Origin of the sequence: Pseudomonas sp. WS 5503 (genome assembly GCF_012985385.1) — a bacterium.
In the GTDB taxonomy this organism is placed as follows: Bacteria; Pseudomonadota; Gammaproteobacteria; order Pseudomonadales; family Pseudomonadaceae; genus Aquipseudomonas; species Aquipseudomonas paracarnis.
Map to the genome: position 1 here is coordinate 107,827 of NZ_JAAQWI010000015.1, position 21,959 is coordinate 129,785.

Annotated in this window: 26 protein-coding genes; 17 read left to right on the top strand and 9 right to left on the bottom strand. The window is 58.2% G+C overall.

Translation table 11 applies throughout. The annotated features are described in order from the left end of the window. Positions 1-257: 257 nt before the first annotated feature. The 3 genes from HBO10_RS29260 to HBO10_RS29270 all read right to left on the bottom strand — a co-directional run bounded on the left by HBO10_RS29260 (position 258) and on the right by HBO10_RS29270 (position 1,578). Positions 258-881, bottom strand: a complete 624-nt coding sequence (locus HBO10_RS29260) for a DUF6338 family protein (RefSeq protein WP_169922229.1) — start codon at positions 879-881, stop codon at positions 258-260. 124 nt (positions 882-1,005) lie between these two features. Further along, positions 1,006-1,365, bottom strand: a complete 360-nt coding sequence (locus HBO10_RS29265) for a 4-fold beta flower protein (protein ID WP_169922230.1) — start codon at positions 1,363-1,365, stop codon at positions 1,006-1,008. A gap of 66 nt (positions 1,366-1,431) precedes the next feature. Next, positions 1,432-1,578 (bottom strand): hypothetical protein, encoded by a 147-nt coding sequence (locus HBO10_RS29270; RefSeq protein ID WP_169922231.1) that lies wholly within the window; start codon positions 1,576-1,578, stop codon positions 1,432-1,434. A gap of 384 nt (positions 1,579-1,962) precedes the next feature. On the opposite strand from HBO10_RS29270, the gene HBO10_RS29275 reads away from it, so the two are divergent. Both HBO10_RS29275 and HBO10_RS29280 read left to right on the top strand, forming a co-directional pair. Continuing rightward, positions 1,963-2,838 carry a WYL domain-containing protein gene (locus HBO10_RS29275; protein WP_169922232.1) on the top strand — a complete coding sequence of 292 codons (876 nt, stop codon included), beginning with the start codon at positions 1,963-1,965 and terminating at the stop codon, positions 2,836-2,838. A 587-nt stretch (positions 2,839-3,425) separates the two neighbouring features. Beyond that, on the top strand, positions 3,426-3,920 hold the full coding sequence (locus tag HBO10_RS29280) for a hypothetical protein (RefSeq protein ID WP_169922233.1): 495 nt from the start codon (positions 3,426-3,428) through the stop codon (positions 3,918-3,920). Positions 3,921-3,933: 13 nt separating this feature from the next. Here HBO10_RS29280 and HBO10_RS31070 read toward each other — a convergent pair whose 3' ends face one another. Both HBO10_RS31070 and HBO10_RS29290 read right to left on the bottom strand, forming a co-directional pair. Next, positions 3,934-4,512, bottom strand: a complete 579-nt coding sequence (locus tag HBO10_RS31070) for a hypothetical protein (RefSeq protein ID WP_178112613.1) — start codon at positions 4,510-4,512, stop codon at positions 3,934-3,936. A 26-nt stretch (positions 4,513-4,538) separates the two neighbouring features. Next, positions 4,539-5,030, bottom strand: a complete 492-nt coding sequence (locus HBO10_RS29290) for a hypothetical protein (protein ID WP_169922234.1) — start codon at positions 5,028-5,030, stop codon at positions 4,539-4,541. Positions 5,031-5,922: 892 nt separating this feature from the next. Here HBO10_RS29290 and tmk point away from each other — a divergent pair. The 11 genes from tmk to HBO10_RS29345 all read left to right on the top strand — a co-directional run bounded on the left by tmk (position 5,923) and on the right by HBO10_RS29345 (position 16,172). After that, positions 5,923-6,546: a dTMP kinase gene (gene tmk, locus HBO10_RS29295; RefSeq protein WP_169922241.1), complete on the top strand. Its 624-nt coding sequence runs from the start codon at positions 5,923-5,925 to the stop codon at positions 6,544-6,546. Continuing rightward, positions 6,539-7,528, top strand: a complete 990-nt coding sequence (locus HBO10_RS29300; RefSeq protein WP_034128434.1) for a DNA polymerase III subunit delta' — start codon at positions 6,539-6,541, stop codon at positions 7,526-7,528. The genes tmk and HBO10_RS29300 overlap by 8 nt, the downstream gene beginning before the upstream one ends. 62 nt (positions 7,529-7,590) lie before the next feature. Then, entirely contained in the window at positions 7,591-8,376 is a 786-nt protein-coding gene (locus tag HBO10_RS29305) for a TatD family hydrolase (RefSeq protein ID WP_034128433.1), read from the top strand. Between the two features lie 445 nt (positions 8,377-8,821). Continuing rightward, positions 8,822-9,487: a TetR/AcrR family transcriptional regulator gene (locus HBO10_RS29310; protein WP_034128432.1), complete on the top strand. Its 666-nt coding sequence runs from the start codon at positions 8,822-8,824 to the stop codon at positions 9,485-9,487. Between the two features lie 139 nt (positions 9,488-9,626). Continuing rightward, positions 9,627-10,595, top strand: a complete 969-nt coding sequence (locus tag HBO10_RS29315) for a radical SAM protein (protein ID WP_019817203.1) — start codon at positions 9,627-9,629, stop codon at positions 10,593-10,595. Positions 10,596-10,706: 111 nt separating this feature from the next. Continuing rightward, entirely contained in the window at positions 10,707-11,312 is a 606-nt protein-coding gene (locus HBO10_RS29320) for a DUF4823 domain-containing protein (RefSeq protein ID WP_034128431.1), read from the top strand. Between the two features lie 16 nt (positions 11,313-11,328). After that, positions 11,329-11,889 carry a DUF1285 domain-containing protein gene (locus tag HBO10_RS29325; protein ID WP_034128430.1) on the top strand — a complete coding sequence of 187 codons (561 nt, stop codon included), beginning with the start codon at positions 11,329-11,331 and terminating at the stop codon, positions 11,887-11,889. Between the two features lie 70 nt (positions 11,890-11,959). Next, on the top strand, positions 11,960-12,673 hold the full coding sequence (locus HBO10_RS29330) for a GntR family transcriptional regulator (protein ID WP_034128429.1): 714 nt from the start codon (positions 11,960-11,962) through the stop codon (positions 12,671-12,673). After that, the gene (locus HBO10_RS29335; RefSeq protein ID WP_034128428.1) at positions 12,670-13,671 is read left to right on the top strand and encodes an ADP-ribosylglycohydrolase family protein; all 1,002 of its coding nucleotides are present in this window, start codon (positions 12,670-12,672) and stop codon (positions 13,669-13,671) included. Before HBO10_RS29330 ends, HBO10_RS29335 begins: the two co-directional genes overlap by 4 nt. Before the next feature lie 130 nt (positions 13,672-13,801). Beyond that, on the top strand, positions 13,802-15,268 hold the full coding sequence (locus HBO10_RS29340) for a cytosine permease (RefSeq protein WP_034128427.1): 1,467 nt from the start codon (positions 13,802-13,804) through the stop codon (positions 15,266-15,268). Next, positions 15,261-16,172, top strand: coding sequence for a PfkB family carbohydrate kinase (locus tag HBO10_RS29345; RefSeq protein ID WP_034128426.1), 912 nt, complete (start codon positions 15,261-15,263; stop codon positions 16,170-16,172). The genes HBO10_RS29340 and HBO10_RS29345 overlap by 8 nt, the downstream gene beginning before the upstream one ends. Positions 16,173-16,288: 116 nt before the next feature. Here HBO10_RS29345 and HBO10_RS29350 read toward each other — a convergent pair whose 3' ends face one another. From HBO10_RS29350 to HBO10_RS29365, 4 genes are all read right to left on the bottom strand, one after another. Further along, the gene (locus HBO10_RS29350; RefSeq protein WP_034128425.1) at positions 16,289-16,669 is read right to left on the bottom strand and encodes a hypothetical protein; all 381 of its coding nucleotides are present in this window, start codon (positions 16,667-16,669) and stop codon (positions 16,289-16,291) included. 48 nt (positions 16,670-16,717) lie between these two features. Beyond that, complete coding sequence (locus tag HBO10_RS29355) at positions 16,718-16,984, bottom strand: hypothetical protein (RefSeq protein WP_032895690.1); 267 nt, start codon at positions 16,982-16,984, stop codon at positions 16,718-16,720. A 51-nt stretch (positions 16,985-17,035) separates the two neighbouring features. Continuing rightward, a complete protein-coding gene (locus HBO10_RS29360; RefSeq protein ID WP_034128424.1) occupies positions 17,036-17,374 on the bottom strand; it encodes a hypothetical protein in 339 nt (112 codons plus the stop codon). 85 nt (positions 17,375-17,459) lie between these two features. Then, the gene (locus tag HBO10_RS29365) at positions 17,460-18,656 is read right to left on the bottom strand and encodes an MFS transporter (protein ID WP_034128423.1); all 1,197 of its coding nucleotides are present in this window, start codon (positions 18,654-18,656) and stop codon (positions 17,460-17,462) included. 188 nt (positions 18,657-18,844) lie between these two features. Between HBO10_RS29365 and HBO10_RS29370 the strand changes: the two genes are divergently transcribed. The 4 genes from HBO10_RS29370 to HBO10_RS29385 all read left to right on the top strand — a co-directional run. Next, positions 18,845-19,324: a GNAT family N-acetyltransferase gene (locus HBO10_RS29370; RefSeq protein WP_034128422.1), complete on the top strand. Its 480-nt coding sequence runs from the start codon at positions 18,845-18,847 to the stop codon at positions 19,322-19,324. Between the two features lie 266 nt (positions 19,325-19,590). Beyond that, positions 19,591-20,412 (top strand): SDR family oxidoreductase, encoded by an 822-nt coding sequence (locus HBO10_RS29375; protein ID WP_034128421.1) that lies wholly within the window; start codon positions 19,591-19,593, stop codon positions 20,410-20,412. Positions 20,413-20,444: 32 nt separating this feature from the next. Beyond that, the gene (locus HBO10_RS29380; protein WP_014719544.1) at positions 20,445-21,425 is read left to right on the top strand and encodes a substrate-binding domain-containing protein; all 981 of its coding nucleotides are present in this window, start codon (positions 20,445-20,447) and stop codon (positions 21,423-21,425) included. After that, the coding region (locus tag HBO10_RS29385) for an ATP-binding cassette domain-containing protein (protein ID WP_169922235.1) at positions 21,422-21,959 on the top strand (538 nt) is incomplete at its 3' end. The genes HBO10_RS29380 and HBO10_RS29385, both read left to right, overlap by 4 nt.

A 21,959-nucleotide genomic window follows, 5' to 3' on the forward strand; every position in this document is an offset into this window, starting at 1 on the left:
TCACCTTTTGCTTGGAGGTGGTGGCGCCTTGGGAGGCGTAGCTGGACGCTGGGAAAATGGCTTAGATGGACTTGATTGTCCAACGCTGGGCCGGCGTGGTTGGGGCGATATGCCTCTTTCTTCGTACATGATCAACCTCTTATTTTTTTGGAGCCTTTGGCGGCGCTGGTGGTGGTGCTTTAGGGCGGATATTGGTTGGTGCCGGAGGGCTGACGTTCATGCCATCGTTGGCAATCCGCTGCTCTAGTACATGCTGCCTAGGTTGGTTCTCGTTGCTCACTTTCGGTTACCTCCTCTAAGAATTCGATCAGGTAGACGTCGCAGTTGGCGATGAGATAGCTCTCGATCCCAGGCGTCTCTATCCACTGATTGTTTTCGTCCATCCAGCACGGCTGGGTGATCAGGAAATGACCTTCCTTGGGATCGGTCGGCCATACGGCGGGATACCCGAACAGCCGGCGACCATCGAGCAAGGTCAACACGACGGTCATACCTTCCCGTTTGCGAAATGCATATATCCACTCTGGGTACGAGGAGCGGGAGGTGAGGGTCAGCCATCTGGCGAACCTGTATAGGTAGTCATGATTCGACGCGAAGGCTAAAAGCAAGCCCAGCACCACCGCCAGGCCGATACCCCAGACACCCTCTACTTGGATCGTCCATTCACCCAACGTGAAGTAGTGCTCACCAACCCAGCTCAGGCCTGCCTTGATGCCTGCGACCATCATGGTGATCAGTCCGGTGCCGATCAGTGCTTGAACGGTGCGTTCGAACTGGCCAGGTTTTTTCACATCTGCCAGCCAGTAGAAAATCATGGCGGTAAGGAAGCCTGGGATCAGCGTCTGAACCAGCGGGATTATTTTTGTGGCCAGGTCTTCCATTACGTACCTCTAAATAAGCCACCAACTGGTGGAATCCCGGAATTGCGCTCAATGACCAAGCAAGGGTGTTGAAAGGTTACTCACCCAAAAACGTCCATGTGTGAGGGAGTTATCTGATTGGTGATTAGAAGAAGAAAAATTGCTGACCGGAGAGCTGAGACCAGGTGCTCCGATTCAACGATTTCAACGGCCTGAGTTGTCGCAACTGCTTAAGAGGCTTCAGTTGCTTCAACCCCTTAAGTGGCATCAGTCGAAGCATCGGCCTCGTTACGCCAAGTCTTGCACCATCGGTGAAAAAGGCGACATGGCCACTGTTGTCGCGTATGACTCCGTCAGCCATGAGGCCTAGGTGATGTCCCTGGTAGGAGTAAACGGAGCCATCATATAGGTAGGCTACGGGGCGACCGCTGATTGTGAAGATGTGCTCACCATCATCGGTATACGCGATGGGGGCACCGGCTCGATCGTAGAAATTCAATGACATGAAAACTCTCCATCCGAGAGGAGGGCAGGGCACCGATGTGCCCTGAGCTCTGTTAAGCGATCAAAATTAATTGGCCGCTTTAGGGCGAATTACGATGCGAAACGGCTGGCCGTTGGCGCGACGTATCACCTTGCCGTTGCGAGTGCGGATGGTCATGCGGTAGATGACCTCGCCTTCGGCTTCGGGCTTGTCGAACATTTCGAGCTGAGACATGGCTTGTCTCCTATCGAGGCGGCTCGAACACAGAACTCGCTACCCTTGCGTCAGCAGCCCACAAGGGCTACCATCGCAGAGCTTTCTGAACAAAAGCGCGAGAGATATCTGGAACCAGTTCAGATATCTTTTTCCTAAAGCCGGTCAAGGTGCGAACTTGATCGGCTTTTTCGTTTCTGGCTGATTGCCTCCATCCATGCCCCTTCCGATTCACGTCAGGTGCTGTAGATAAGGGTCTATCGAAACCATGTGCAAAGCCTATCATCATCAATTTGATTAGGTCAAGCGATCGTGTGCTACGATGCGACCATATAAAATGACCGGCCATGCTTTTGGTCGGACAGCAAGACAGGTAAGACGGTGAAAAGGCAAGACGGAGTGGATATGAGTAAATTGAGCGAATACAGCCAGGCCCAGCGTGAGCGCCTGGTTTATATCGATTTTCGCCTGTATTTCACGGGTGTGGTCTCGCGTAATGATCTGATGGATCGATTCGGTTTGGGCGCTGCGGCTGCTACTCGAGATTTTGCTCAGTATCGTGAAATAGCTCCAGGCAACACTGAGCTCGACACCGTCAGCAAGCTTTACGTGATCCGGGAAACATTTTCTCCGCTGGTAGCGCATCCGCCTGAGCGAGTGCTAACTGCTCTAACGCAGGGATACGGGTACAGCCTGGATGGTGAGAAGCCGCTCATTCTCAACGAATCCGTTTCGCTGCTCAGCCAGCCTAAGGTGGAAATCCTTGCGCCGATCTCGCGCGCGATTAGCCTGAACCAGGTGGTGAAAGTCAGCTATACGTCGGCCTCGGGTGAATCTGAGCGTGAAATTTTGCCCTTTGCCATTAGCTGTGATGGCCTTCGCTGGCATGTCCGGGCTTACGATAGAAAGCGCGAAGATTTCGTGGACTTTGTTCTAGCCCGAGTCGGCGCTGCTCAGATTCAGCAGGGGCAGAAGCCCTTGGAGAAAGAGACTCTAAAGAATGATGACCAGTGGAATAGGATGCTGGATCTACCCCTAGTCCCGCACCCTGATAAAAACTGCGCTCAAATCATGATGCGGGACTACGACATGCCTGACGGCGTGCTTAGGCTGCGGGTGCGCGCCGCGATGGCTGGGTATGTGCTGCAGCAGTACCACGTGGACTGCTCGACCGATCACAGCATTGCCGACGAGGCCTATCGGCTCTGGTTGAGCGACCCCTTGGCTCTCTATGGTGTTAAAAGCGCCAAGCTTGCGCCGGGCTATAAAAGTCCCAACTGACAGTCAGGTCGGGCCCTATCGAGATGAGTTCATCGGTAGGGAATCTGAGCGGGCGTAGAGGGGGAGCAGCGAGAGGCATCCTCCTGCCGAGGCTGCGCAAGTGCCAGCCATTTATTCGCGCAGAGGCGTTCAAGCTGAGTTGATGCTTGAGCGCCTTGAAGTCCTTACGCCGAAAAGCACTCTGGGCGCTGGCCCATCTGGCGCCAGGAGATCCTCGAACCGATCCCATCCTGGAAGTTCTTGAAGGGCTCGATCATGGCGATTCCAGCCCCCCAACTCGTGAATTGCAGGAGCTTGTGCGCCCAGAATCGCGCTCTGACGGGCGTAAAATCGTGCGAGATGAAAGTATCCCTCAGCCGTGGCGCCAGCGATTTCTCTGTGCAAGTCGAGGCTCAACTCGGTTCGTAGAAGGAGCGTACTTCGACGATTGGGAAAAGTTCTTGCGAGAATGGGATGCGGAAATGGCGCATCTAGAGCGGTGTCGTGTAGCCCTACGAACTTTCTGAATTTTATTCTTTAAGTGAGCTCAAGTTTCTGTGAGGCCATCCGTTTCAATATGGATGAGCCATTAATAATGCAGGTGCTTGATGTCTGATGCTGTAGAGTTTCTCGAGGTTTACCGGGATTTTATCTGCTGGAGAAGCAGAGAGTTCGCAGATTTTTATGGTTGCGTTGTGTCTCAAACTCCTGATGGTTACGTGAAGCTGGTTTTCGATGTCGGCGGATTTGAGGTTAGCCAAGAAACTGCGAGTGACTTGGGGCTGTGCTTGGCAGAAGAAGTGGCGACTTCCTATCTTGCTGATGGATTCGATATCTACCCTCCACCTCCGCGTGAGGAGGCAGTGTTCAAGCGGGGCGCGTGGGGCGGTGTAACGAGCAATGTAAGCGTGCGTAACGGCAGTCACGAGTTCTTTTCGAGCGGGAGTGGCGAGACGTTGATCCGAGTGAATGGAATTAAAGAGCGCGGCTTTGAAATCGTCTTCGAGCACATGTGCTTTTCGTTCTCGCGGGAAGATGCTCTGTGGCTTAGTGAGAAGTTATTGGCAGTGTGTGGGCGCGCGCCAGCCTTCCCGTTTGGCTAGTTAAGGACGCTTATTAGAAACTGGCGTCGTGGGCATCCATAGCTTCTTGGAGTGAGGAAAACCAGGCGAGCAACTCACCGTCTGCAGATGATTTGAGTCGCTCAGCGACCTGGCGGGTTGCCGAGCCTGATTCGGTTGCGTTGTGTGTGTTGGGGAAGTATTGAGTCGCAGCGACGGCAAAGTTCAACGCACCCAGGCTCTGTAGGCATGCATATTTTATGGAGGCGCTTCCGCTGAGATAACGCCAAGTAACCAGCTCAATATAGTCACTGTGCGGGTCGGTACTTTTGAGGTTTGGTCGCTTTGGTGCGGTCACGGATTGTGGGCCTTGGTTGTCTTGTGTGTCTTGGTGGTGGGTGGCGCGGCGATGAACAGGATCTACAAGGTGTATGTAAGCAGCTCGTGCCTCTGTGATTTGATCGCGAATTTCTTCGGGGTCAATCGACATTCCGCCGCGTTCGGTCACCATGAGGGTCTTTAGATTATTTACTGCTGCAATGAAATCCTTTTCTTGCCTGATTACATGTTCTGGCCGCTTGTCCCGAAGTAGGTGTCGAACGACTCCGGAGCACCACTTGATAACCTGCCTCATCTCTAGCACCTAATCTTCCTAAGCGCTCATAAAAGGGCGAGGTCAGGTGAGTAGTCCTCAATCCCAAGCTTGGCCCGTTGCATAAGCTCCTGGTTAAACATGTCCAGCATTCCGATTTCATCAAGAGGAGAGTGTACTTGGGTCTCGGTGAAAACCACCAAGCTCCAATCACTCCCGGCTACCTTTCGTATAAGTTTTTCCCAGGCAAATACGAAAGCTTTGAGCTTTTCGTCATTCAGATTCTGATCGACAATGATGTCCAGGCGCTCCTTGCTCAAGCGCAGCAACTTAATCGGCGAAAAGAACCTTACAGCTAAAGCTTCTTCAATCAGGCTGATAATCCGCAGATCTTGCTCTTGATCCCAAATTACGGCAAACCGCTGTAAGCCAACTGATTTTCGGAATCCCAATGCTGGAGTATGTGGTTGCGAGGACGAAAATATGGTGTAAGAAAGCACCTTGTCGTCGGCTGTACATGAGCTTTCGAGTTCAGTATGTAGGAATCGTGAATAAAGCATGGGGTCGGGTTTTCCAAATAATAAGAATTCACTACGCCCGGGGGCAGCTCATTCGGGCGTTTGCGTTGCTGTTTTGTCGTTCTATTTACTGAGATGCAATTAGGGGGCTGAGTCAAGGGTTTTTTGTGTTTGCTACTAGCTTTCAGATGAGCAAACAGTATTCTATAAGTATGTTTTGATGTTGTTTTTCTAATGGTCGATATATGTGTTTTGTTGTTGTCAATTTATATTCAATTTCTGAGTTTTTGGGGCGGGTAGGGCAGATGGTTGTTGGTTGTTGTGCGTGTGATTTCTCAGACTTTCCAAGCCTTCGGGGTCGGTGGATGTGGGAGGGATGCAGGAGGCGTTGATGCCCTGACCCTCTGAGTTGGGTGGGATTCAGGGCAGGCTTTTTCGTGCTGGCTTCTTCTATATATAGAAGGGTAGCGGGGCCGGATGATCCACGGTGGGGAAGTGGCTAGTTGCTCTCGGTCGTAGCGACTACGTCCATGATCGGTGCTTTCGGGAACTGGGTAGCAGATCGAATGGTGTAACTATGGTTGACACCCAGTGTGCAGCTGGGCCGAGTTGCCGCTGGTCGTTGTTGGTTTGCCAGGTTGGGCTGGAGAGCATCTCCCATTCCGCCAGACAGACGGGGTTCAAAGGTATAGAATCCGCGCTCGGCTCATGCAGGTTTACATTTCGGTCTACCATCGACCCCGCGATTATCCCTTGTTGGTGCGGTAGAGCGAAAAGCGGTTTACATTTTTACCTCTGCAGTGCCATGTTTACAGCGTGGTTGTCACGACCTGACGATTGCTGCCGATTTTTTATGATTTTGAAGGTGTTCAACCCTTTGAATTTAATAGGTTTTTTTATATTTATACTGGTTCAAATCCGAGTGTCTCTCGGGTTGACATTTGATGCGCGAGATTTATTTGGCGGGGGCAAAAGCACTAACCGTGACTACCTGGCCGAGCGCCTGCGTGCGCAGGGCATCGAGGTGGTGCTGACCCGTGAGCCGGGTGGTACGCCGTTGGCCGAGCGCATTCGCGACGTCCTGCTGACCCCGGGTGACGAGCCGATGAATCCGGACACCGAGTTGCTCCTGGTGTTTGCCGCCCGTGCCCAGCACCTGGCCGAAGTGATTCGCCCGGCCCTGGCGCGGGGTGCCGTGGTGATCTGCGACCGGTTTACCGATTCCACCTACGCCTACCAGGGTGGGGGCCGGGGGTTGTCCATGGAGCGCATCACCACCCTGGAAACCTTCGTGCAAGGCGATCTGCGCCCCGACCTGACCCTGTTGTTCGACCTGCCGGTGGAAGTGGGCATGGCCCGCGCCAGTGCGCGAGGTCGTCTGGATCGTTTCGAGTTGGAAGGCCAAGCCTTCTTTGATGCAGTGCGCAGCGCTTTCCTGCAGCGCGCCAAGGCTGAGCCCGCACGTTATTACCTGTTGGACGCCGCCCAGCCGCTGAGCCGCGTGCAACAGGCTATCGACGCGCTGCTGCCCACTCTGTTGGAGCGTAGCCGTGGCTGAGTCCTACCCGTGGCAGGACGGCCTCTGGCAGCAACTGGCGGGGCGCGCCCAGCACGCCCACGCCTATCTGCTGCATGGGCCGGTGGGCATCGGTAAACGCCACCTCGCCGAACGCCTGATGGGCAGCCTGTTGTGCCAACGCCCGGTCAATCTGGAGGCATGTGGCGAGTGCAAGTCCTGCCTGTTGCTCAAGGCTGGCAGTCACCCGGACAACTATGTGCTGGAGCCCGAGGAAGCGGACAAGGCCATCAAGGTCGACCAAGTGCGCGACCTGGTGAGCTTCGTGGTGCAGACCGCGCAGATGGGCGGGCGCAAAGTGGTGCTGATTGAGCCGGTTGAGGCGATGAACATCAACGCGGCCAACGCCTTGCTCAAAAGCCTTGAAGAGCCGTCCGGCGATACCGTGCTGTTGCTGGTGAGCCACCAGTCCAGCCGCTTGTTGCCGACCATTCGCAGCCGTTGCGTGCAGCAGGCTTGCCCGTTGCCCAGCGAAGCCATGAGCCTGCAATGGCTGGCGCAGGCGTTGCCGGAATGCAGCGCAGAAGAACGAGGCGAGTTGCTGACCCTGGCGGCTGGCTCGCCTTTGGCGGCAGTGAAGCTGCAGGCTCAGGGCGTGCGCGAACAGCGTGCACTGGTCGTGGATGGCGTGAAGAAACTGCTCAAGCAGGAATTGTCCGCCACGCAACTGGCCGAAAGCGCCTGGAAGGATATTCCGCTGTTGCTGTTGTTCGACTGGTTCTGCGACTGGTCCAGCCTGATCCTGCGCTACCAGCTCACCCAGGATGAGAACGGCCTGGGCTTGGCGGATATGCGCAAGGTCGTGCAATACCTGGCGCAAAAAAGTGCCCAGGACAAAGTGCTGAACATCCAGGACTGGATCCTCGCCCAGCGCCAGAAAGTCCTCGGCAAGGCCAACCTCAACCGCGTGCTGTTGCTCGAGGCGTTGCTGGTGCAGTGGGTCGGCCTGCTCGGGCGCCGTTAAATTCCGTGGCTGACGGGTGTATCGTTGGCCCTACCTCTTTTGTGACTTAAGCTCAGATTCCTATGCTCGTAGATTCCCATTGCCACCTTGATCGCCTCGACCTTGCCCAGCACGGCGGTTCCCTCGACGTCGCCCTTGAAGCTGCCCGCCAGCGTGGGGTAGGGCACTTCCTGTGCATTGGCGTCAGCGCCGACAACGCCGCCGACGTCAAAGCCCTGGCTGATCGCTACGCCGACGTCGATTGCTCGGTGGGCATTCACCCGCTTGACCTCAAGCCAGGCGAAGCGCCGGCTCTGGACTGGCTACTGGGCGAACTCAACCATCCGCGAGTGGTGGCCATTGGCGAAACCGGCCTGGACTATCACTACGAGCCTGAAGCTGCCGAGTTGCAGCAGGCCTCGTTCCGCCTGCACCTGCAAGCCGCCCAGCAGACGGGCAAGCCGGTGATCGTGCACACCCGAGGCGCCCGTGCCGATACCCTGGCTTTGCTGCGTGAAGCCGCGTTGTCGCAGGCTGGCGTGTTGCACTGCTTTACCGAAGACTGGGATATGGCCAAGGCGGCCCTGGACCTGGGGTTCTATATTTCCCTGTCGGGCATCGTCACTTTCCGCAATGCCGACGCGCTGCGCGATGTGGCCCGCCAGGTGCCCGCCGACCGCCTGCTGGTGGAAACCGACTCGCCGTACCTGGCGCCCATCCCCCATCGCGGCAAACCGAACTTGCCCGAATATGTACGTGACGTGGCTGATTACCTGGCGATGCTGCGCGGTGAGTCGTACGAGCGCTTTGCCGAGCAGACTACCGAGAACTTCAAGCGCCTGTTCCCGCTGGCCCACGTGGCCGGTTAGGGCGGTCGAATCCCAGGCAAAAAAAACCCGGGTTCTGGGGGGTGAATCCGGGCTAAGACCATTAGGAGTAAAACAAGGGCACGCAGTCCGTCGGTACCCAGGTCGACGCGTCACTTGGGGGAGATGTCGCGCCGACAGTTGAAGTATTGACCACTATCCCATTCAGTCCAGTCGTGATTGATCGTTTTTTAAACAGATTTGGAATACGCGGCCTTCGCTTGAGTTCTCATTGCGCTGATGGGCAGGTTCAGGTGTTGCGTATTATTTCTGACTGATAACGGCGAAATCGTTGGTGCATTGAAAGTTATGTGCCTGACGGGTTCACATAGACATTGCCCAACGACCGTTCAGTCGGGATAATCCCTCGCACCGGGTAAATCGTATCGCCACGTATCCATGGCCCTGCGCAACCCTCCCTATTTCCGACCTTTGCAGACTCTTCCTCATGCACAAAGAACCCCGTAAGGTCCGTGAATTTCGCCGCCGTGAGCAGGAAATTCTCGACACCGCGCTCAAGCTGTTCCTCGAACAAGGTGAAGACAGCGTCACCGTCGAGATGATTGCGGATGCCGTGGGTATCGGCAAAGGCACGATCTACAAACACTTCAAGTCCAAGGCCGAAATCTACCTGCGCCTGATGCTCGACTACGAGCGCGATTTGAACGAGTTGCTGCACTCGGCGGATGTCGACAAAGACAAGGAAGCCCTGTCCCGCGCTTACTTCGAGTTCCGCATGCGTGATCCGCAGCGCTACCGCCTGTTCGACCGCCTGGAAGAGAAAGTGGTCAAAGGTCACCAGGTGCCGGAGATGGTCGAGGAGCTGCACAAGATCCGCGCCTCGAACTTCGAACGCCTGACCCTGCTGATCAAGGGCCGTATCAGCGAAGGCAAGCTTGAAGACGTGCCACCGTATTTCCATTACTGCGCCGCCTGGGCCTTGGTGCATGGCGCTGTGGCGCTGTACCACTCGCCGTTCTGGAGCAATGTGCTGGAAGACCAGGAAGGTTTCTTCCAATTCCTGATGGACATCGGCGTGCGCATGGGCAACAAGCGCAAGCACAGCCCGGAACTGCCGGGCGCCGAGAAGAGCGGTGACACCCCTGCCACATAAGTCATTCGCCACAGTGATGGCGCAACGATTTACTGCCAGGCGCAGTAACCCAGGAATATACTCAGGCAAGGACCTTGCTAAAAGCTGAGTTATGAGTCAGCTTTTAGCGCGCCCGAATTATCCTCTGCCGGAGTGATCCATGATCGTTGATCGTCAAGGCAGGCGTTTTCGCAATTTGCGGATCAGCCTGACTTCAGCCTGCAATTATGCGTGTACCTATTGCGTGCCTGACGGCAAGCGGCTGGTGGCTGCCCAGGATGAACTGTCGGCCGAGGCCATGGCCCGAGGCGTGGCTTACCTGATCGAAGCGGCGGGTATCGAGCGCTTGCGCATTACCGGCGGTGAGCCGTTGGTCAGCCCCAAGTTGGAAGCCTTCATGGGGGCGGTAGGGCAGATGGGCCTGAGCGACATCAGCCTGACCACCAACGGCCAACTGCTGGCGCGTAAACTGCCGTTGCTGGTGGCAGCCGGTATTCGGCGCATCAATGTCTCCCTCGACACGCTGGATGCCGACGCTTTCCGCAGCATCGCCCGTGGCGGCGACCTGGCCACCGTGCTCGATGGCATGGACCAGGCCAGTGCTGCCGGAATCAAGATCAAGGTCAACATGGTGCCGTTGCGCGGCCAGAACCTGGACCAGGTGATGCCGTTGCTCGATTACTGCCTGGCGCGTGGCTACGAGCTGCGCTTTATCGAACTGATGCGCATGGGGCACCTGGCCAAAGACTCCAACGCGTTCCTGCAACAGTTCGTCAGCTTGCAACAGCTGCTCAGCTTGATCGGCGAGCAACATGAATACCTGCAAGCCAACGCACCCGTCGATGCGACGGCGGTACGCTACGAAGTGCCGGGCAAAGGCTTCTTCGGCGTGATCGCCAACGAGAGCGTACCGTTCTGCCGTACCTGTTCGCGGTTGCGTTTGTCCTCCACCGGTTGGCTGCATGGGTGCCTGTCGTCCAGCAATCGCCATTATGTCGGTGACTTGCTCGATCAACCGCGTCACCAGGCGTTGCCGGCGTTGCAGGGCTTGTTGATGAAGGCCTTGGCCGACAAGCAGGAAGTGGCGTTCTCCGGCGGTGCCACGATCATGAAGATCATTGGTGGCTAAGCTAGATATTGCGGGTTCACACATTTGATTTGTAGCGCAGCTGAATGGCGCGGATTCTGCATCCCACGCCCCATTCGCCGGTTTCCTGTCACCGGCCTCTGGAGGATTAGGATGCGTAGTCTGGTTTTGCTGCTGGCGTCATTGGCCCTGGGCGGTTGCATGACCGTCAGTGATATGGCCGAAGGCACCCGCTATCAGATGAGCGATGCCGGGCTGCTCGATCACAGCGATACGCGCCGTACCGCCTCGGTGCGCATACAGCCGGATTCCTTTGTATTTATTGCCCAAGGCGCCTTCGTGCCGCCGGGCAGCGCCTATCCGCGGCCCAATGTGGTGGCCGAGGAAGCATTCAATGGCTTCGTTGAATATTTCCCCATGGTGCGTCGCGCCCGCCAGCCCGAAGGTCTTGAACAGGCCATGGCCGAAGCCCGTGCCGTCGGTGCTCACTACCTGCTGTATTGCCGTTTTGCGGCAGCCGATGACCGCATCGGCAACGCCGACGAGTGGACCGACCAGCAAGCCCTGGACCGCCTTGGCCTGGACAGCGGGGTGATCCAAGTCATGTTGATCGAGACCAGCACCCAGTATTTGATTGATACTGCACGTATTCGCAGTCGTGGCGGTTTACTGACGTTCCACGACACATCGCCACAAGATTTGATCGCTCGCCCCCTGGCGCAATATGCCCGCGGTTTGCTGGGTATGAGTGATCAGTAGGACAGAGGAGCCCGCCATGACCGATTCCGCCAAGGCCAATGATTTATTGGCCCAATTGCCCAAGGGCAAGGGGCCGGCACCGGTGCATCTGTGGAACCCGGATTTCTGCGGCAACATCGACATGCGCATCGCCCGCGATGGCACCTGGTTCTACCAGGGCACACCTATCGGGCGAAAGCCGATGGTCAAGTTGTTCTCCAACATCATCCGCCGCGATGGCGATGATTATTTCCTGGTGACGCCCGTGGAGAAGGTCGGCATCCGTGTCGATGACGCACCCTTTGTTGCAGTGACACTGGAAGTGCAAGGGCAGGGTGAAAGCCAGGTATTACGCTTTACCACCAACGTCGACGAACAGGTCGAGGCAGGTCTCGAGCACCCGCTGCGGGTGGTGACCGACCCTATCACCCAGGAACCCGCCCCCTATGTGCGCGTTCGCACCAACCTCGAAGCCCTGGTGCATAGAAACGTTTTTTACCAGTTGGTGGAGCTGGCGGTGAGCCGTCCGATCAACGGTCAGAACTGGCTTGGCGTCTGGAGCAGCGGGGAGTTTTTCCCCATCGGCCTGGAGCCCTGAGGCGGTTTTTGTCTTCAGCCTGAAATAATCCTCTTGCGGTAAACGCGCGCTTTCGGTTATCAATTTGTACATGATTAGACATGTTCGATTTGATAAGAAAAAACGCGTCGTCGATGAGCTCATCCGCCGTATCGAAGGTGGAGTCATGGCCGACGGCTTTCTGTTGCCGGGCGAGCACCAACTGGCCGAGGAGTTTGCGGTCAGCCGCGGCACGCTGCGCGAGGCGCTGGCCGAGCTCAAGCGTCGCAACTACATCGCCACCCAGAGCGGCGTCGGTTCGATTGTCACCTTTGACGGCATGGTGTTGGACCAACGCAGCGGTTGGGCCCAGGCCTTGGCCGATACGGGCGCCCATGTAAGCACCGACGTCCTGCGTTTCGAAGCCGTGACGCGCCCGGATCTGTTCAGCCGTTTCGGCACCGACCAGTTCATTACCCTCGACCGCCTCCGGCGCACGGCTGACGGTACAGCGGTGTCGCTGGAACGCTCGTTGATGCCGGCCGTTGGCGATCTGGAAAACCTGCCCCACATTGGGCTGATCGATAATTCCCTGACCATCACTCTGGCCGCCTACGGCTACGTCGGGGCCGACGGTGACCAGTGGATCGGTGCTGAACCCCTGAGCGATGAAGACGCCGAATTACTCGGGCGCCCCAGCGGTACGGTATTTCTCAAGGCGTCGCGCACCACCTATGATCGTCGCGAGCGTTTCATGGAGCATGTCGAAAGCCTGCTTGACCCGTTGCACTTTCGCCTGCATCTGCAGTTTGGAGCGTCGAAATGAGCCGAGAAAATCGCGCACTTGGCGCCTTTTATGGCCTGGCCCTGGGCGATGCCTTGGGCATGCCCACCCAATCCTTGAGCCGCGAGCAGGTACAAAAGCGCTTCGGTGCTATCACCGCCTTGGAAGATGCCGACGCGGACCAGCCCATTGCGCCCAACATGCCTGCCGGTTCCATCACCGATGACACCGAACAAGCCATCCTGGTTGCCGAGTTACTGGTGCAAGGCCAGGGCAAGATCGAGCCCACCGTGCTTGCCCAGCGCCTGATCGACTGGGAAGCGGGGATGCGCGCCAAGGGTTCCCAGGACTTGCTCGGGCCGTCCACCAAACGCGCAATCGACATGATCCTCGCCGGTCATACTCCGGAGGAATCCGGGCGCTACGGCACCACCAATGGTGCGGCCATGCGCATCACCCCGGTGGGCATCGCCGTCGATGTCAGCGACCCGGCGCGGTTTATCCAGGCGGTGATCCAGGCATGCCAGGTCACCCATAACACCAACCTGGGTATTTCCAGCGCTGCGGCCGTGGCGGCGGTGGTCTCGGCTGGCATCAATGGCGTGGACCTGGGGGAAGCCCTGAATATCGGGACCCAGATTGCCCGACAGGCCGAAAGCCATGGTCACTGGATCGCGGGCGGACGCATTTCTACCCGCATCAGTTGGGCTCGCACCCTGAGCGTCGGCAGCGGCGACAAAGCGTTGTTTGCCGACCTGCTTTACGAGTTGATTGGTACTTCGGTGGCTTCTCAGGAATCGGTGGTGGTCTCGTTTGCCTTGGCCCAGCAAGTGGCGTCGGGTGATATGAACGCCTTCGAAGCCCTGTGCCTGGCGGCCAGCCTGGGCGGCGACACCGACACCATTGCCGCGATCCTCGGCGCCATGCTGGGGGCGTGCCTGGGTATGCAGTGCTGGCCTGAGGCGTTGGTTGAACAGGTCAAGCGGGTCAATGGCCTGGACTTGCAGCCGCTGGCCCAAGGGTTATTGGCCTTGCGATAAACACGGAACCAAATGTGGGAACTGGCAAGCCAGCTCCCACATTCAAAAGCGTTGGGTCAGGAAGACCGGATAAAGATTCGACTCGCTGCCACAACCACAACAACAATACAGGCATAAGGAGCCCCCCTTAATGAGCAGCCCCTCTTCCGGCCAAACCGCCGGGCAACTGGAAACACGCGGCATCGAGCCGGTCCCGGAAGGCGAGTGCAACGGTCATCCGCTGCAACTGTTCTGGGTGTGGTTCGCGGCCAATATCAGCATCCTCGGTTTGCCCCTTGGTGCAACGCTGGTGGCGTTTCGTGGCCTGGCCATCTGGCAGGCGATCATCGTCGCGATTCTTGGCGCCGCGGGCTCCTTTGCCGTAGTGGGCATCATCTCCATCGCCGGTCGCCGTGGTCGTGCGCCCAGCCTGACCTTGTCCCGCGCCATTTTCGGTGTGCGCGGCAATATCGGCCCGACATTGGTGTCGCTGATGTCCCGCCTCGGTTGGGAAACCGTCAACACCACCACCGCAGCCTTCGTATTGTTGTCGTTGAGCTCCATCCTGTTCGGCTCGGCAGTGGAGGCCAAGAGCGCGCCGGTGCTCACCCTGATCTTCATTGCCATCTTCGTGCTGTTGACCCTGGCCGTATCGGGCCTGGGCCACGCCACGTTGCTGGTGATCCAGAAGTGGGCCACCTACGTATTCGGCGGCCTGAACATTCTGGTGGGCGGCTTTCTGTGTGCCACCATCGACTGGAGCGCGGTGTTCAACGCCACCCCGGCGCCGTTGAGCGCGATGATCATTGGCGTAGGCACCATGGCTGCGGGTACCGGTATCGGCTGGGCCAACGCCGGTGCAGACATGTCGCGTTACCAGCACCGCAGCGTCAAGGCCGTGCGCCTGGTGGCCTCCGCCGCGTTTGGTGCAGGTATCCCGCTGGTGCTACTGATCACCCTGGGTGGCCTGTTGTCGGTGGGTAACAATGACCTGGCATCGGCCACCGACCCCATCATCGCAATCCGCGACATGCTGCCGACCTGGATGGCCGTGCCGTACCTGATCACCGCGTTCGGCGGCCTGTTGCTGTCGAACAACCTGTCGGTGTACTCGGCCGGCCTCACTACCCTGACCCTGGGCTTGAAGGTCAAGCGCGTGCATGCAGTGATCGTCGATATCGTGGCGATTTTTGCCGGCTCCATCTATTTCATGCTGATCGCCGATAGCTTCTATGGCCCGTTCATTACCTTCATTTCGCTGCTGGCGGTGCCGATCACGGCGTGGGTCGGGATCTTCGTGGTCGACCTGATTCACCGTCATTACTACAGCCCCACCGACCTGCTGGACGTCAGCGCCAGCAGTGCCTACTGGTATCGCGGTGGCGTGGAGTGGCGTGCATTTGGCGCCTGGGCCGTGGCCATTGTGCTGGGGTTCAGCTTCACCACCATCGGCACCACCGCCGAAAACATCTGGTTTGCCGGGCCGCTGTCCGACTCCTGGCTGGGCCACAACGGGCTGGGCTGGATCGTGACCTTCGTGGTGGCTGGCGGAATATATGCAGTCTTGGGCGGGGCGTCTGACCGTCGTCCGGGTTTAGCAGAGAGCGCCAATGTCTAGATTGCTGCACACCGGCCAGGTCATTGTCGACCTGGTCATGGGCCTCGACACCCTGCCGGCAAGCGGCGGTGACGTGCTGGCCAACTCCGCCAGTTTCCAAGTCGGTGGCGGTTTCAACGTAATGGCTGCGGCACGGCGCAATGGGTTGCCGGTGGTTTATCTGGGCCGCCATGGCGATGGGCGCTTTGGCGAGCTGGCGCGTGCCGCGATGCAGGCCGAAGGTGTTGAAATGGCCTTGGCGGCCAGCGCTGGCAAAGATACCGGGTTGTGCGTGTCGCTGACTGAAGCGAGCACCGAACGCACCTTCATCTCCCATCTCGGCGCCGAGGGGGAGCTGAGTGCCGACGACTTGGCTCAGATCGTCCCGCGTATCGATGATTATGTGTACGTCAGTGGCTACAGCTTGCTGCTTGAAGGTAAGGCGCAGCCGTTGCTTGACTGGCTGCTGGCGCTGCCGCGAGAGATCGTGGTGGTATTCGACCCGGGCCCGCTGGTCAAGGCGCCGGACTCGGCGTTGATGCGTGCCTTGTTGCCGCGTATCGACATCTGGACCAGCAATGGCCCTGAAGCCCTCGCGTTTACCGGGGCGGCGGATATGAGTCAGGCGCTGCCCATGCTGAATCAGCACTTGCAGGCACTGCTGGTTGTGCGTGATGGACCAAATGGTTGCTGGGTAGGGCGCGGGGTAGAGACTGAGCATGTACCTGGCTTCAAGGTGCAGGCGGTAGACAGCAATGGTGCGGGGGATGCGCATGCAGGGGTATTTATCGCCGGGTTGGCGCAGGGCTTGAAACCCGTTGAGGCGGCGCGTCGAGCGAACGCAGCGGCGGCGTTGGCGGTGACGCGTTGGGGGCCGGCCACTTCACCTGGCGTCACCGAAGTCGACGCATTGCTGGCTGAATAAATACGCACAACCCTAGGGGAGCGGGCTTGCTCGCGAAGGAGGTGTATCAGTTAAAGCATGTGCTGACTGACACACCGCATTCGCGAGCAAGCCCGCTCCCACAACGGGTTCTGCGTTTAACCTGCTTTTTTCAGCGCTTGAATCAACTCATCTTTGCGCATGGTTGAGCGCCCAGGAATATCCTTGGCCCTCGCCTCTTTCATCAAACTTTCCTTAGTCTGCGTACCAAGCGAAGCCCCACTGCTGCGCGGGTGGCCTTCACGGCTGGCAGCGGCACGCTTGGCCGATTCCTGCCGGTCCTGGGTTTTCTTGGCCGGTGCTTTGCGCCTGCCTGATCCGCCGGCTTTTTCACCACCGCCGGACTGTTTGTTGACGGTCGCCCAGGCGCGGGCTTCGGCTTCGTCCTTGGGCAACCCCTTATGCTCATAACTGTCTTCGATATGAGCGGCCTTGCGTTTCTGTTCGTCGGTGTATTTGGCTTTGCTTCCACGAGGCATCGCTAAAACTCCCTCTGGCCCCAGTCGCGGGGCCAGGCCAGAAATGGATTACTGAGTACTTTGAGCGTCGAGCTTGCGCGCCTCATCCACACCAGAAGCGGTGAGCTTGATCGGCAGGTTCAACGCGTATTCGCCGGCGTCGTCGGTGGTCACATGCCCATCCTTGATCAGCCCGCGGTCCTGCAGGAACGCCAAGACACTGGCGACCTCTTTTTCACCGCGGTAATTGTCCAGCACCTCCTTGCCCAAGCCTTGCGGATGGGCGTGCAGCAGGCGGGTGAGGACTTCTTTTTCAAGGTTTCTATCGACGTTCATGCGTACCTCTTCACTGGGAAATGGTCGGGTGTTGGTCGTACCAAGGGTGCATCAAGGCGCTGGTTGTTTCTGCGCGCCGGGGATGTTCGAGTCGTCGCCCTTGTTGATCTTCGGCTCATTGTTGCTCGTGCCAGGGCCCATCTTGCCGTTGCCTACGGCAGGCGGTGCCTGGCGCTGGGTGTCGTTGCCTTTGGTGCGTGGGTCGGCGCTGTTGTCGATGATCGCGCCACCGTTGGTATCCAGGCCGGTGCCCATGGATTTTTGCGACTCGGTAGTGGCGTCCGGCGTTGGATCGGTGGGGCCAGTGGTCGAGCTAGCCGCAAAGGCGCTCAAGGACGCGGCAGACAACAGGCCGGTGAGGGCGAGGGCAGCAAATTTGGAATTTTTCATCAGGGTGTCTCCATATGATTAATGTCCTTACCCTGTATTGGTCTGCCCGCGTTTGCCGATCGTGCCGGGATGGCGACGAACGGTATCAGCTCACATGTATCACTTTATGTGCCGATAGTCGGCGCGCTACCAAGCGCGCCACTGTGATCGTCCAGTTGAGTGCGGCGATCACCAGTACGCTCAGCATCATTGTCGCAAGGCCGAAGTCGACGATGATCTTGCCTGCGAACCAGGGAAACCCGAAGACGCCGATAAAGTACGCCAGGCTGAACAGCAATAACGCCTGGGAAGTGGTGCCGCTGGGCGCTTCGTTGGCCACTAGGCCGTTAATCACCGAATACGTCAGGCCATACCCGATCCCTAGCGTGGCGGCGGCGAGCACATAACTGAGGTTGCCGCTGACACCAAACGCGAACAGCGTGATCGCGCCGAGCATCACCCCGGATAATACGCAGGCAGCCTGGTACGCATCGCGCTTGACCACGAAACCGGCGATCAGCAGGCGACTGATAATTGCCGCTGTCAGGAAACCCGCGAAGAACAGCGAATAGTCCAGCTTATGGGCAACGGCATAGCTGGTCTGGAACGAAGATAGCCCCCCGAATACGCAGCCACCCAGGCCAACCATCAGGATGGCGAACGCCGCCTTGGAAGACAGTACGCGGCGGCTTGCAGCCCAGGAAATCCTGGATGTCGGTACATTCGCGTGCTGTCGCAACCGAGAGCCCATGCGCCAGAACATCACCACCCCGGCGAGGCTGGCGAGCCCGGCAATATAAAACGCCGTTGTCAGGGGCAGGTCCAGCGCAGTGGCGGCGCGTCCCAGCAAAGGGCCGGAACCTATGCCGCTCAACATACTGCCCGAGAGCAAGGCGAAATATTTGGCCCGCTGGCGGGGTTCCACCAGCAGCGTCACGATGATCGGACCCAAGGTATAGAACACGCCCCAGCCCAAGCCAAGGGACAATCCAAACAGCATCAAGCCCTGGCCAAACCCTGGCGTCAGGGCAAACCCCAGGCAGGCCACCACTAACAATAGGCCGGTGCTCGCAATCGCTCGCGCCGCGCCCATCGCATCGGCCAGATGCCCGGAAAGCACCACCGCTACGAAGGTGCTGAGCATTGCCGTGGCAATGACACTGCCCGCGTCGTGTTCATTACCGCCACGGGCATGGATCAGCAGTGACAACAAAAAGGTCGAGCCGTAAGACAGTGACAGCAGGAAACTGGCGAGGCAGAACAGCGCGAATGTCTTCGTGCCCACTGGTGGCGTGGCGTGCATGAGCAGGTCTCTGATCGTTGGATTTATGCCCATTGTTTACCATGGGCGTCCGCAGGCTTTGTTCTGTGGTTGCTGATGCTTGCTTCACCCCGCGCCGGAGTGAAACGTGCTGATTGGCATCAATTGCACTGCAAACGGCCATCAAACCGTCTTAGTATGTGGCCTTTGAATTTGCCCAAGGCTCGCCCATGACCATCGAGATTCGCCCCGCCGTGCCCAGCGATGCTGCGCAGATCCTGACCTTTATCACTGAACTTGCCGAGTACGAGAAAGCCCGGCATGAAGTGATCGCCAGCGTGGTGGATATCGAACGCAGCCTGTTCAGCGAAGGCGCCACGGCCCATGGCCTTATCTGCTTGCGCGACGGTTTGCCGATTGGCTTTGCGGTGTTCTTTTTCAGTTACTCGACGTGGCTGGGCAGTAACTGCCTGTACCTGGAAGATCTGTACATCAACCCGGAACAACGCGGCGGCGGGGCCGGCAAGAAGTTGCTGCGCCACTTGGCCAAGATCGCGTGTGACAACGGTTGCGGGCGCTTTGAATGGAGCGTGCTGGACTGGAACGAGCCAGCGATTGCCTTCTACAAATCCATAGGCGCCCAGCCTCAGGAAGAATGGGTGCGTTATCGCATGGAAGGCGATGCCCTGCGCGACTTTGCCCAAGGCTGAAGCCTCATTTATGTAAACACTAAAACCAGATGTGAGCTTTCCTGTGGCGAGCAAGCTTGCTTGCGCTGGGGTGCGAAGCGCCCCCCAAAAGCGGGAGTCTGCTGCGCAGACAGCGGGAGCAAGCTCCCTCGCCACAGCTAACCCGCTTGGACATTTTTTATTTTTCTCAATATGTGGGATCTTAATTTATATATTGAGATATTTCAGGCGATGGGTTTATAGTCGCCAGCATCAGCACTCACTACTAAAAATAAAAAGGTGAAGCGATGCAGGCGCAACCGTTGTCCCTACCCGCCGTGCCCGAGCCGACTTATGGCGAGCGGCTGAAGAACAAGGTGGTGATCGTCACCGGCGCCGCCCAAGGCATTGGCGAAGCCATCGTTGCCTGTTTCCAGGCCCAGCAGGCGCGGTTGATCATTGCCGATATCCAGGGTGACAAAGTCGAGAAAATCGCCGCTCATTGGCGCGAACACGGTGCGCAGGTTTACGCCCAACCGGTTGATATTACTTCCAAGGATCAATGGCAGGCACTGGTCAACCTGGCCATCGAGCGCTTTGGTCGCGTGGATGTGCTGGTCAACTGTGCCGGAGTCAACGTGTTCCGTGACCCGCTGGAGATGAGCGACGAGGACTGGCGCCGCTGTTTCGCCATCGACCTCGACGGCGCCTGGTACGGCTGCCGTTCGGTATTGCCGCACATGATCGAGCAGGGCATCGGCAACATCATCAATATCGCGTCCACCCATTCCAGCCACATCATTCCCGGTTGCTTTCCTTACCCTGTGGCCAAGCACGGCCTGCTCGGCCTCACCCGTGCACTGGGCATCGAGTACGCGCCCAAGGGCATCCGCGTGAATGCCATCGCCCCCGGCTATATCGAAACCCAGCTCAACGTCGATTACTGGAACGGTTTCCCAGACCCCCACGCCGAACGCCAGCGTGCGTTCGACCTGCACCCGCCCAAACGCATTGGCCAGCCCATCGAAGTGGCCATGACAGCACTGTTCCTGGCGACCGACGAGGCGCCCTTTATCAACGCCACTTGCCTGATGATCGATGGCGGGCGGTCTGTGATGTACCACGACTAAAGCGTTTTCCAATAACAAGAAGGAGGTGGTCCATGTTCAAGCAAACACTCGGTGCCGTGGCACTGGCAATGGCGTTCTGCGGCTGGGTATCGGCTGAAGAAGTGAAGATCGGTTTCCTGGTCAAGCAGGCCGAGGAACCCTGGTTTCAAACGGAGTGGGCATTCGCGGAAAAAGCCGGCAAGGAGCATGGTTTCACCGTGATCAAGATCGCCGTGCCCGATGGCGAAAAAACCTTGTCGGCCATCGACAGTCTGGCCGCCAATGGCGCCAAGGGTTTTGTGATCTGCCCGCCGGACGTGTCCCTGGGCCCGGCCATCGTTGCCAAGGCCAAGGTCAACGGTTTGAAAGTGATGGCCGTGGATGACCGCTTTGTCGATGCCAAGGGCAACTTCATGGAAGACGTGCCGTACCTGGGCATGGCCGCGTTTGAGGTGGGCCAGAAACAGGGCGCCGCCATGGCCGCCGAAGCGAAAAAACGCGGTTGGGACTGGAAGGACACCTATGCGGTGATCAATACCTTCAACGAACTCGACACCGGTAAGAAGCGTACAGACGGCTCGATCAAATCCCTCGAGGAGGCTGGTATTCCCAAGGACCACATCCTCACCGCTGCGCTGAAAACCCTCGACGTCCCCGGCAGCATGGACGCCACCAACTCGGCCTTGGTCAAGCTGCCGAGCGGGGCGAAGAACCTGATCATCGGCGGCATGAACGACAACACCGTGCTCGGCGGCGTGCGCGCCACCGAAAGTGCCGGCTTCAAGGCCGCCAACGTCATCGGCATCGGCATCAATGGCACCGACGCCATTGGCGAATTGAAGAAAGCCGACAGCGGTTTCTTCGGCTCCATGCTGCCCAGCCCGCATATCGAGGGCTATAACACCGCGCTGGCGATGTACGAGTGGGTCACCACCGGCAAGGAACCGGCCAAATACACCGCCATGGACGAAGTGACCTTGATCACCCGCGCCAATTTCCAGGAAGAACTGACCAAGATCGGCCTGTGGAAATGAGCGGCGCGGCCCTGCGTTTCAATGGCATCGGCAAGGAGTTTCCCGGTGTGAAAGCCCTGGCGCAGATCAGCTTTGAAGCGCGGCCGCATTCGGTGCACGCGCTGATGGGCGAGAACGGCGCCGGCAAGTCGACCCTGCTGAAAATCCTCGGTGGCGCCTACATTCCGTCCAGCGGTACGGTGCAGATCGGCGCGCAGACCATGGCTTTCAAGTGCGCTGCCGACAGCATCGCCAACGGTGTGGCGGTGATTCACCAGGAGCTGCACCTGGTGCCGGAAATGAGCGTGGCCGAGAACCTGTTCCTCGGGCATTTACCCACGCGCTTTGGCGTGGTCAACCGGAGCCTGCTGCGCAAGCAGGCCCTGGCCTGCCTCAAGGGCCTGGCCGATGAAATCGACCCCGACGAGAAACTCGGGCGCCTGTCCCTGGGCCAGCGCCAATTGGTGGAAATCGCCAAGGCGCTGTCCCGTGGCGCCCATGTGATCGCCTTTGACGAGCCGACCAGTAGCCTCTCGGCGCGGGAAATCGACCGCT

Bases quoted from the DNA above. Each gene is read 5' to 3' on its own strand.
- HBO10_RS29325 (WP_034128430.1), top strand. From the start codon at position 11,329: ATGACCGATTCCGCCAAGGCCAATGATTTATTGGCCCAATTGCCCAAG.
- HBO10_RS29305 (WP_034128433.1), top strand. From the start codon at position 7,591: ATGCTCGTAGATTCCCATTGCCACCTTGATCGCCTCGACCTTGCCCAG.
- HBO10_RS29270 (WP_169922231.1), bottom strand. From the start codon at position 1,578: ATGTCTCAGCTCGAAATGTTCGACAAGCCCGAAGCCGAAGGCGAGGTC.
- HBO10_RS29370 (WP_034128422.1), top strand. From the start codon at position 18,845: ATGACCATCGAGATTCGCCCCGCCGTGCCCAGCGATGCTGCGCAGATC.
- HBO10_RS29355 (WP_032895690.1), bottom strand. From the start codon at position 16,984: ATGAACGTCGATAGAAACCTTGAAAAAGAAGTCCTCACCCGCCTGCTG.
- HBO10_RS29350 (WP_034128425.1), bottom strand. From the start codon at position 16,669: ATGCCTCGTGGAAGCAAAGCCAAATACACCGACGAACAGAAACGCAAG.
- HBO10_RS29365 (WP_034128423.1), bottom strand. From the start codon at position 18,656: ATGCACGCCACGCCACCAGTGGGCACGAAGACATTCGCGCTGTTCTGC.
- HBO10_RS29260 (WP_169922229.1), bottom strand. From the start codon at position 881: ATGGAAGACCTGGCCACAAAAATAATCCCGCTGGTTCAGACGCTGATC.
- HBO10_RS29320 (WP_034128431.1), top strand. From the start codon at position 10,707: ATGCGTAGTCTGGTTTTGCTGCTGGCGTCATTGGCCCTGGGCGGTTGC.
- HBO10_RS29315 (WP_019817203.1), top strand. From the start codon at position 9,627: ATGATCGTTGATCGTCAAGGCAGGCGTTTTCGCAATTTGCGGATCAGC.
- HBO10_RS29360 (WP_034128424.1), bottom strand. From the start codon at position 17,374: ATGAAAAATTCCAAATTTGCTGCCCTCGCCCTCACCGGCCTGTTGTCT.
- HBO10_RS29265 (WP_169922230.1), bottom strand. From the start codon at position 1,365: ATGTCATTGAATTTCTACGATCGAGCCGGTGCCCCCATCGCGTATACC.
- HBO10_RS29330 (WP_034128429.1), top strand. From the start codon at position 11,960: ATGATTAGACATGTTCGATTTGATAAGAAAAAACGCGTCGTCGATGAG.
- HBO10_RS29340 (WP_034128427.1), top strand. From the start codon at position 13,802: ATGAGCAGCCCCTCTTCCGGCCAAACCGCCGGGCAACTGGAAACACGC.
- HBO10_RS29380 (WP_014719544.1), top strand. From the start codon at position 20,445: ATGTTCAAGCAAACACTCGGTGCCGTGGCACTGGCAATGGCGTTCTGC.
- HBO10_RS29290 (WP_169922234.1), bottom strand. From the start codon at position 5,030: ATGCTTTATTCACGATTCCTACATACTGAACTCGAAAGCTCATGTACA.
- HBO10_RS29345 (WP_034128426.1), top strand. From the start codon at position 15,261: ATGTCTAGATTGCTGCACACCGGCCAGGTCATTGTCGACCTGGTCATG.
- HBO10_RS31070 (WP_178112613.1), bottom strand. From the start codon at position 4,512: ATGAGGCAGGTTATCAAGTGGTGCTCCGGAGTCGTTCGACACCTACTT.
- HBO10_RS29275 (WP_169922232.1), top strand. From the start codon at position 1,963: ATGAGTAAATTGAGCGAATACAGCCAGGCCCAGCGTGAGCGCCTGGTT.
- HBO10_RS29375 (WP_034128421.1), top strand. From the start codon at position 19,591: ATGCAGGCGCAACCGTTGTCCCTACCCGCCGTGCCCGAGCCGACTTAT.
- HBO10_RS29280 (WP_169922233.1), top strand. From the start codon at position 3,426: ATGTCTGATGCTGTAGAGTTTCTCGAGGTTTACCGGGATTTTATCTGC.
- HBO10_RS29310 (WP_034128432.1), top strand. From the start codon at position 8,822: ATGCACAAAGAACCCCGTAAGGTCCGTGAATTTCGCCGCCGTGAGCAG.
- HBO10_RS29335 (WP_034128428.1), top strand. From the start codon at position 12,670: ATGAGCCGAGAAAATCGCGCACTTGGCGCCTTTTATGGCCTGGCCCTG.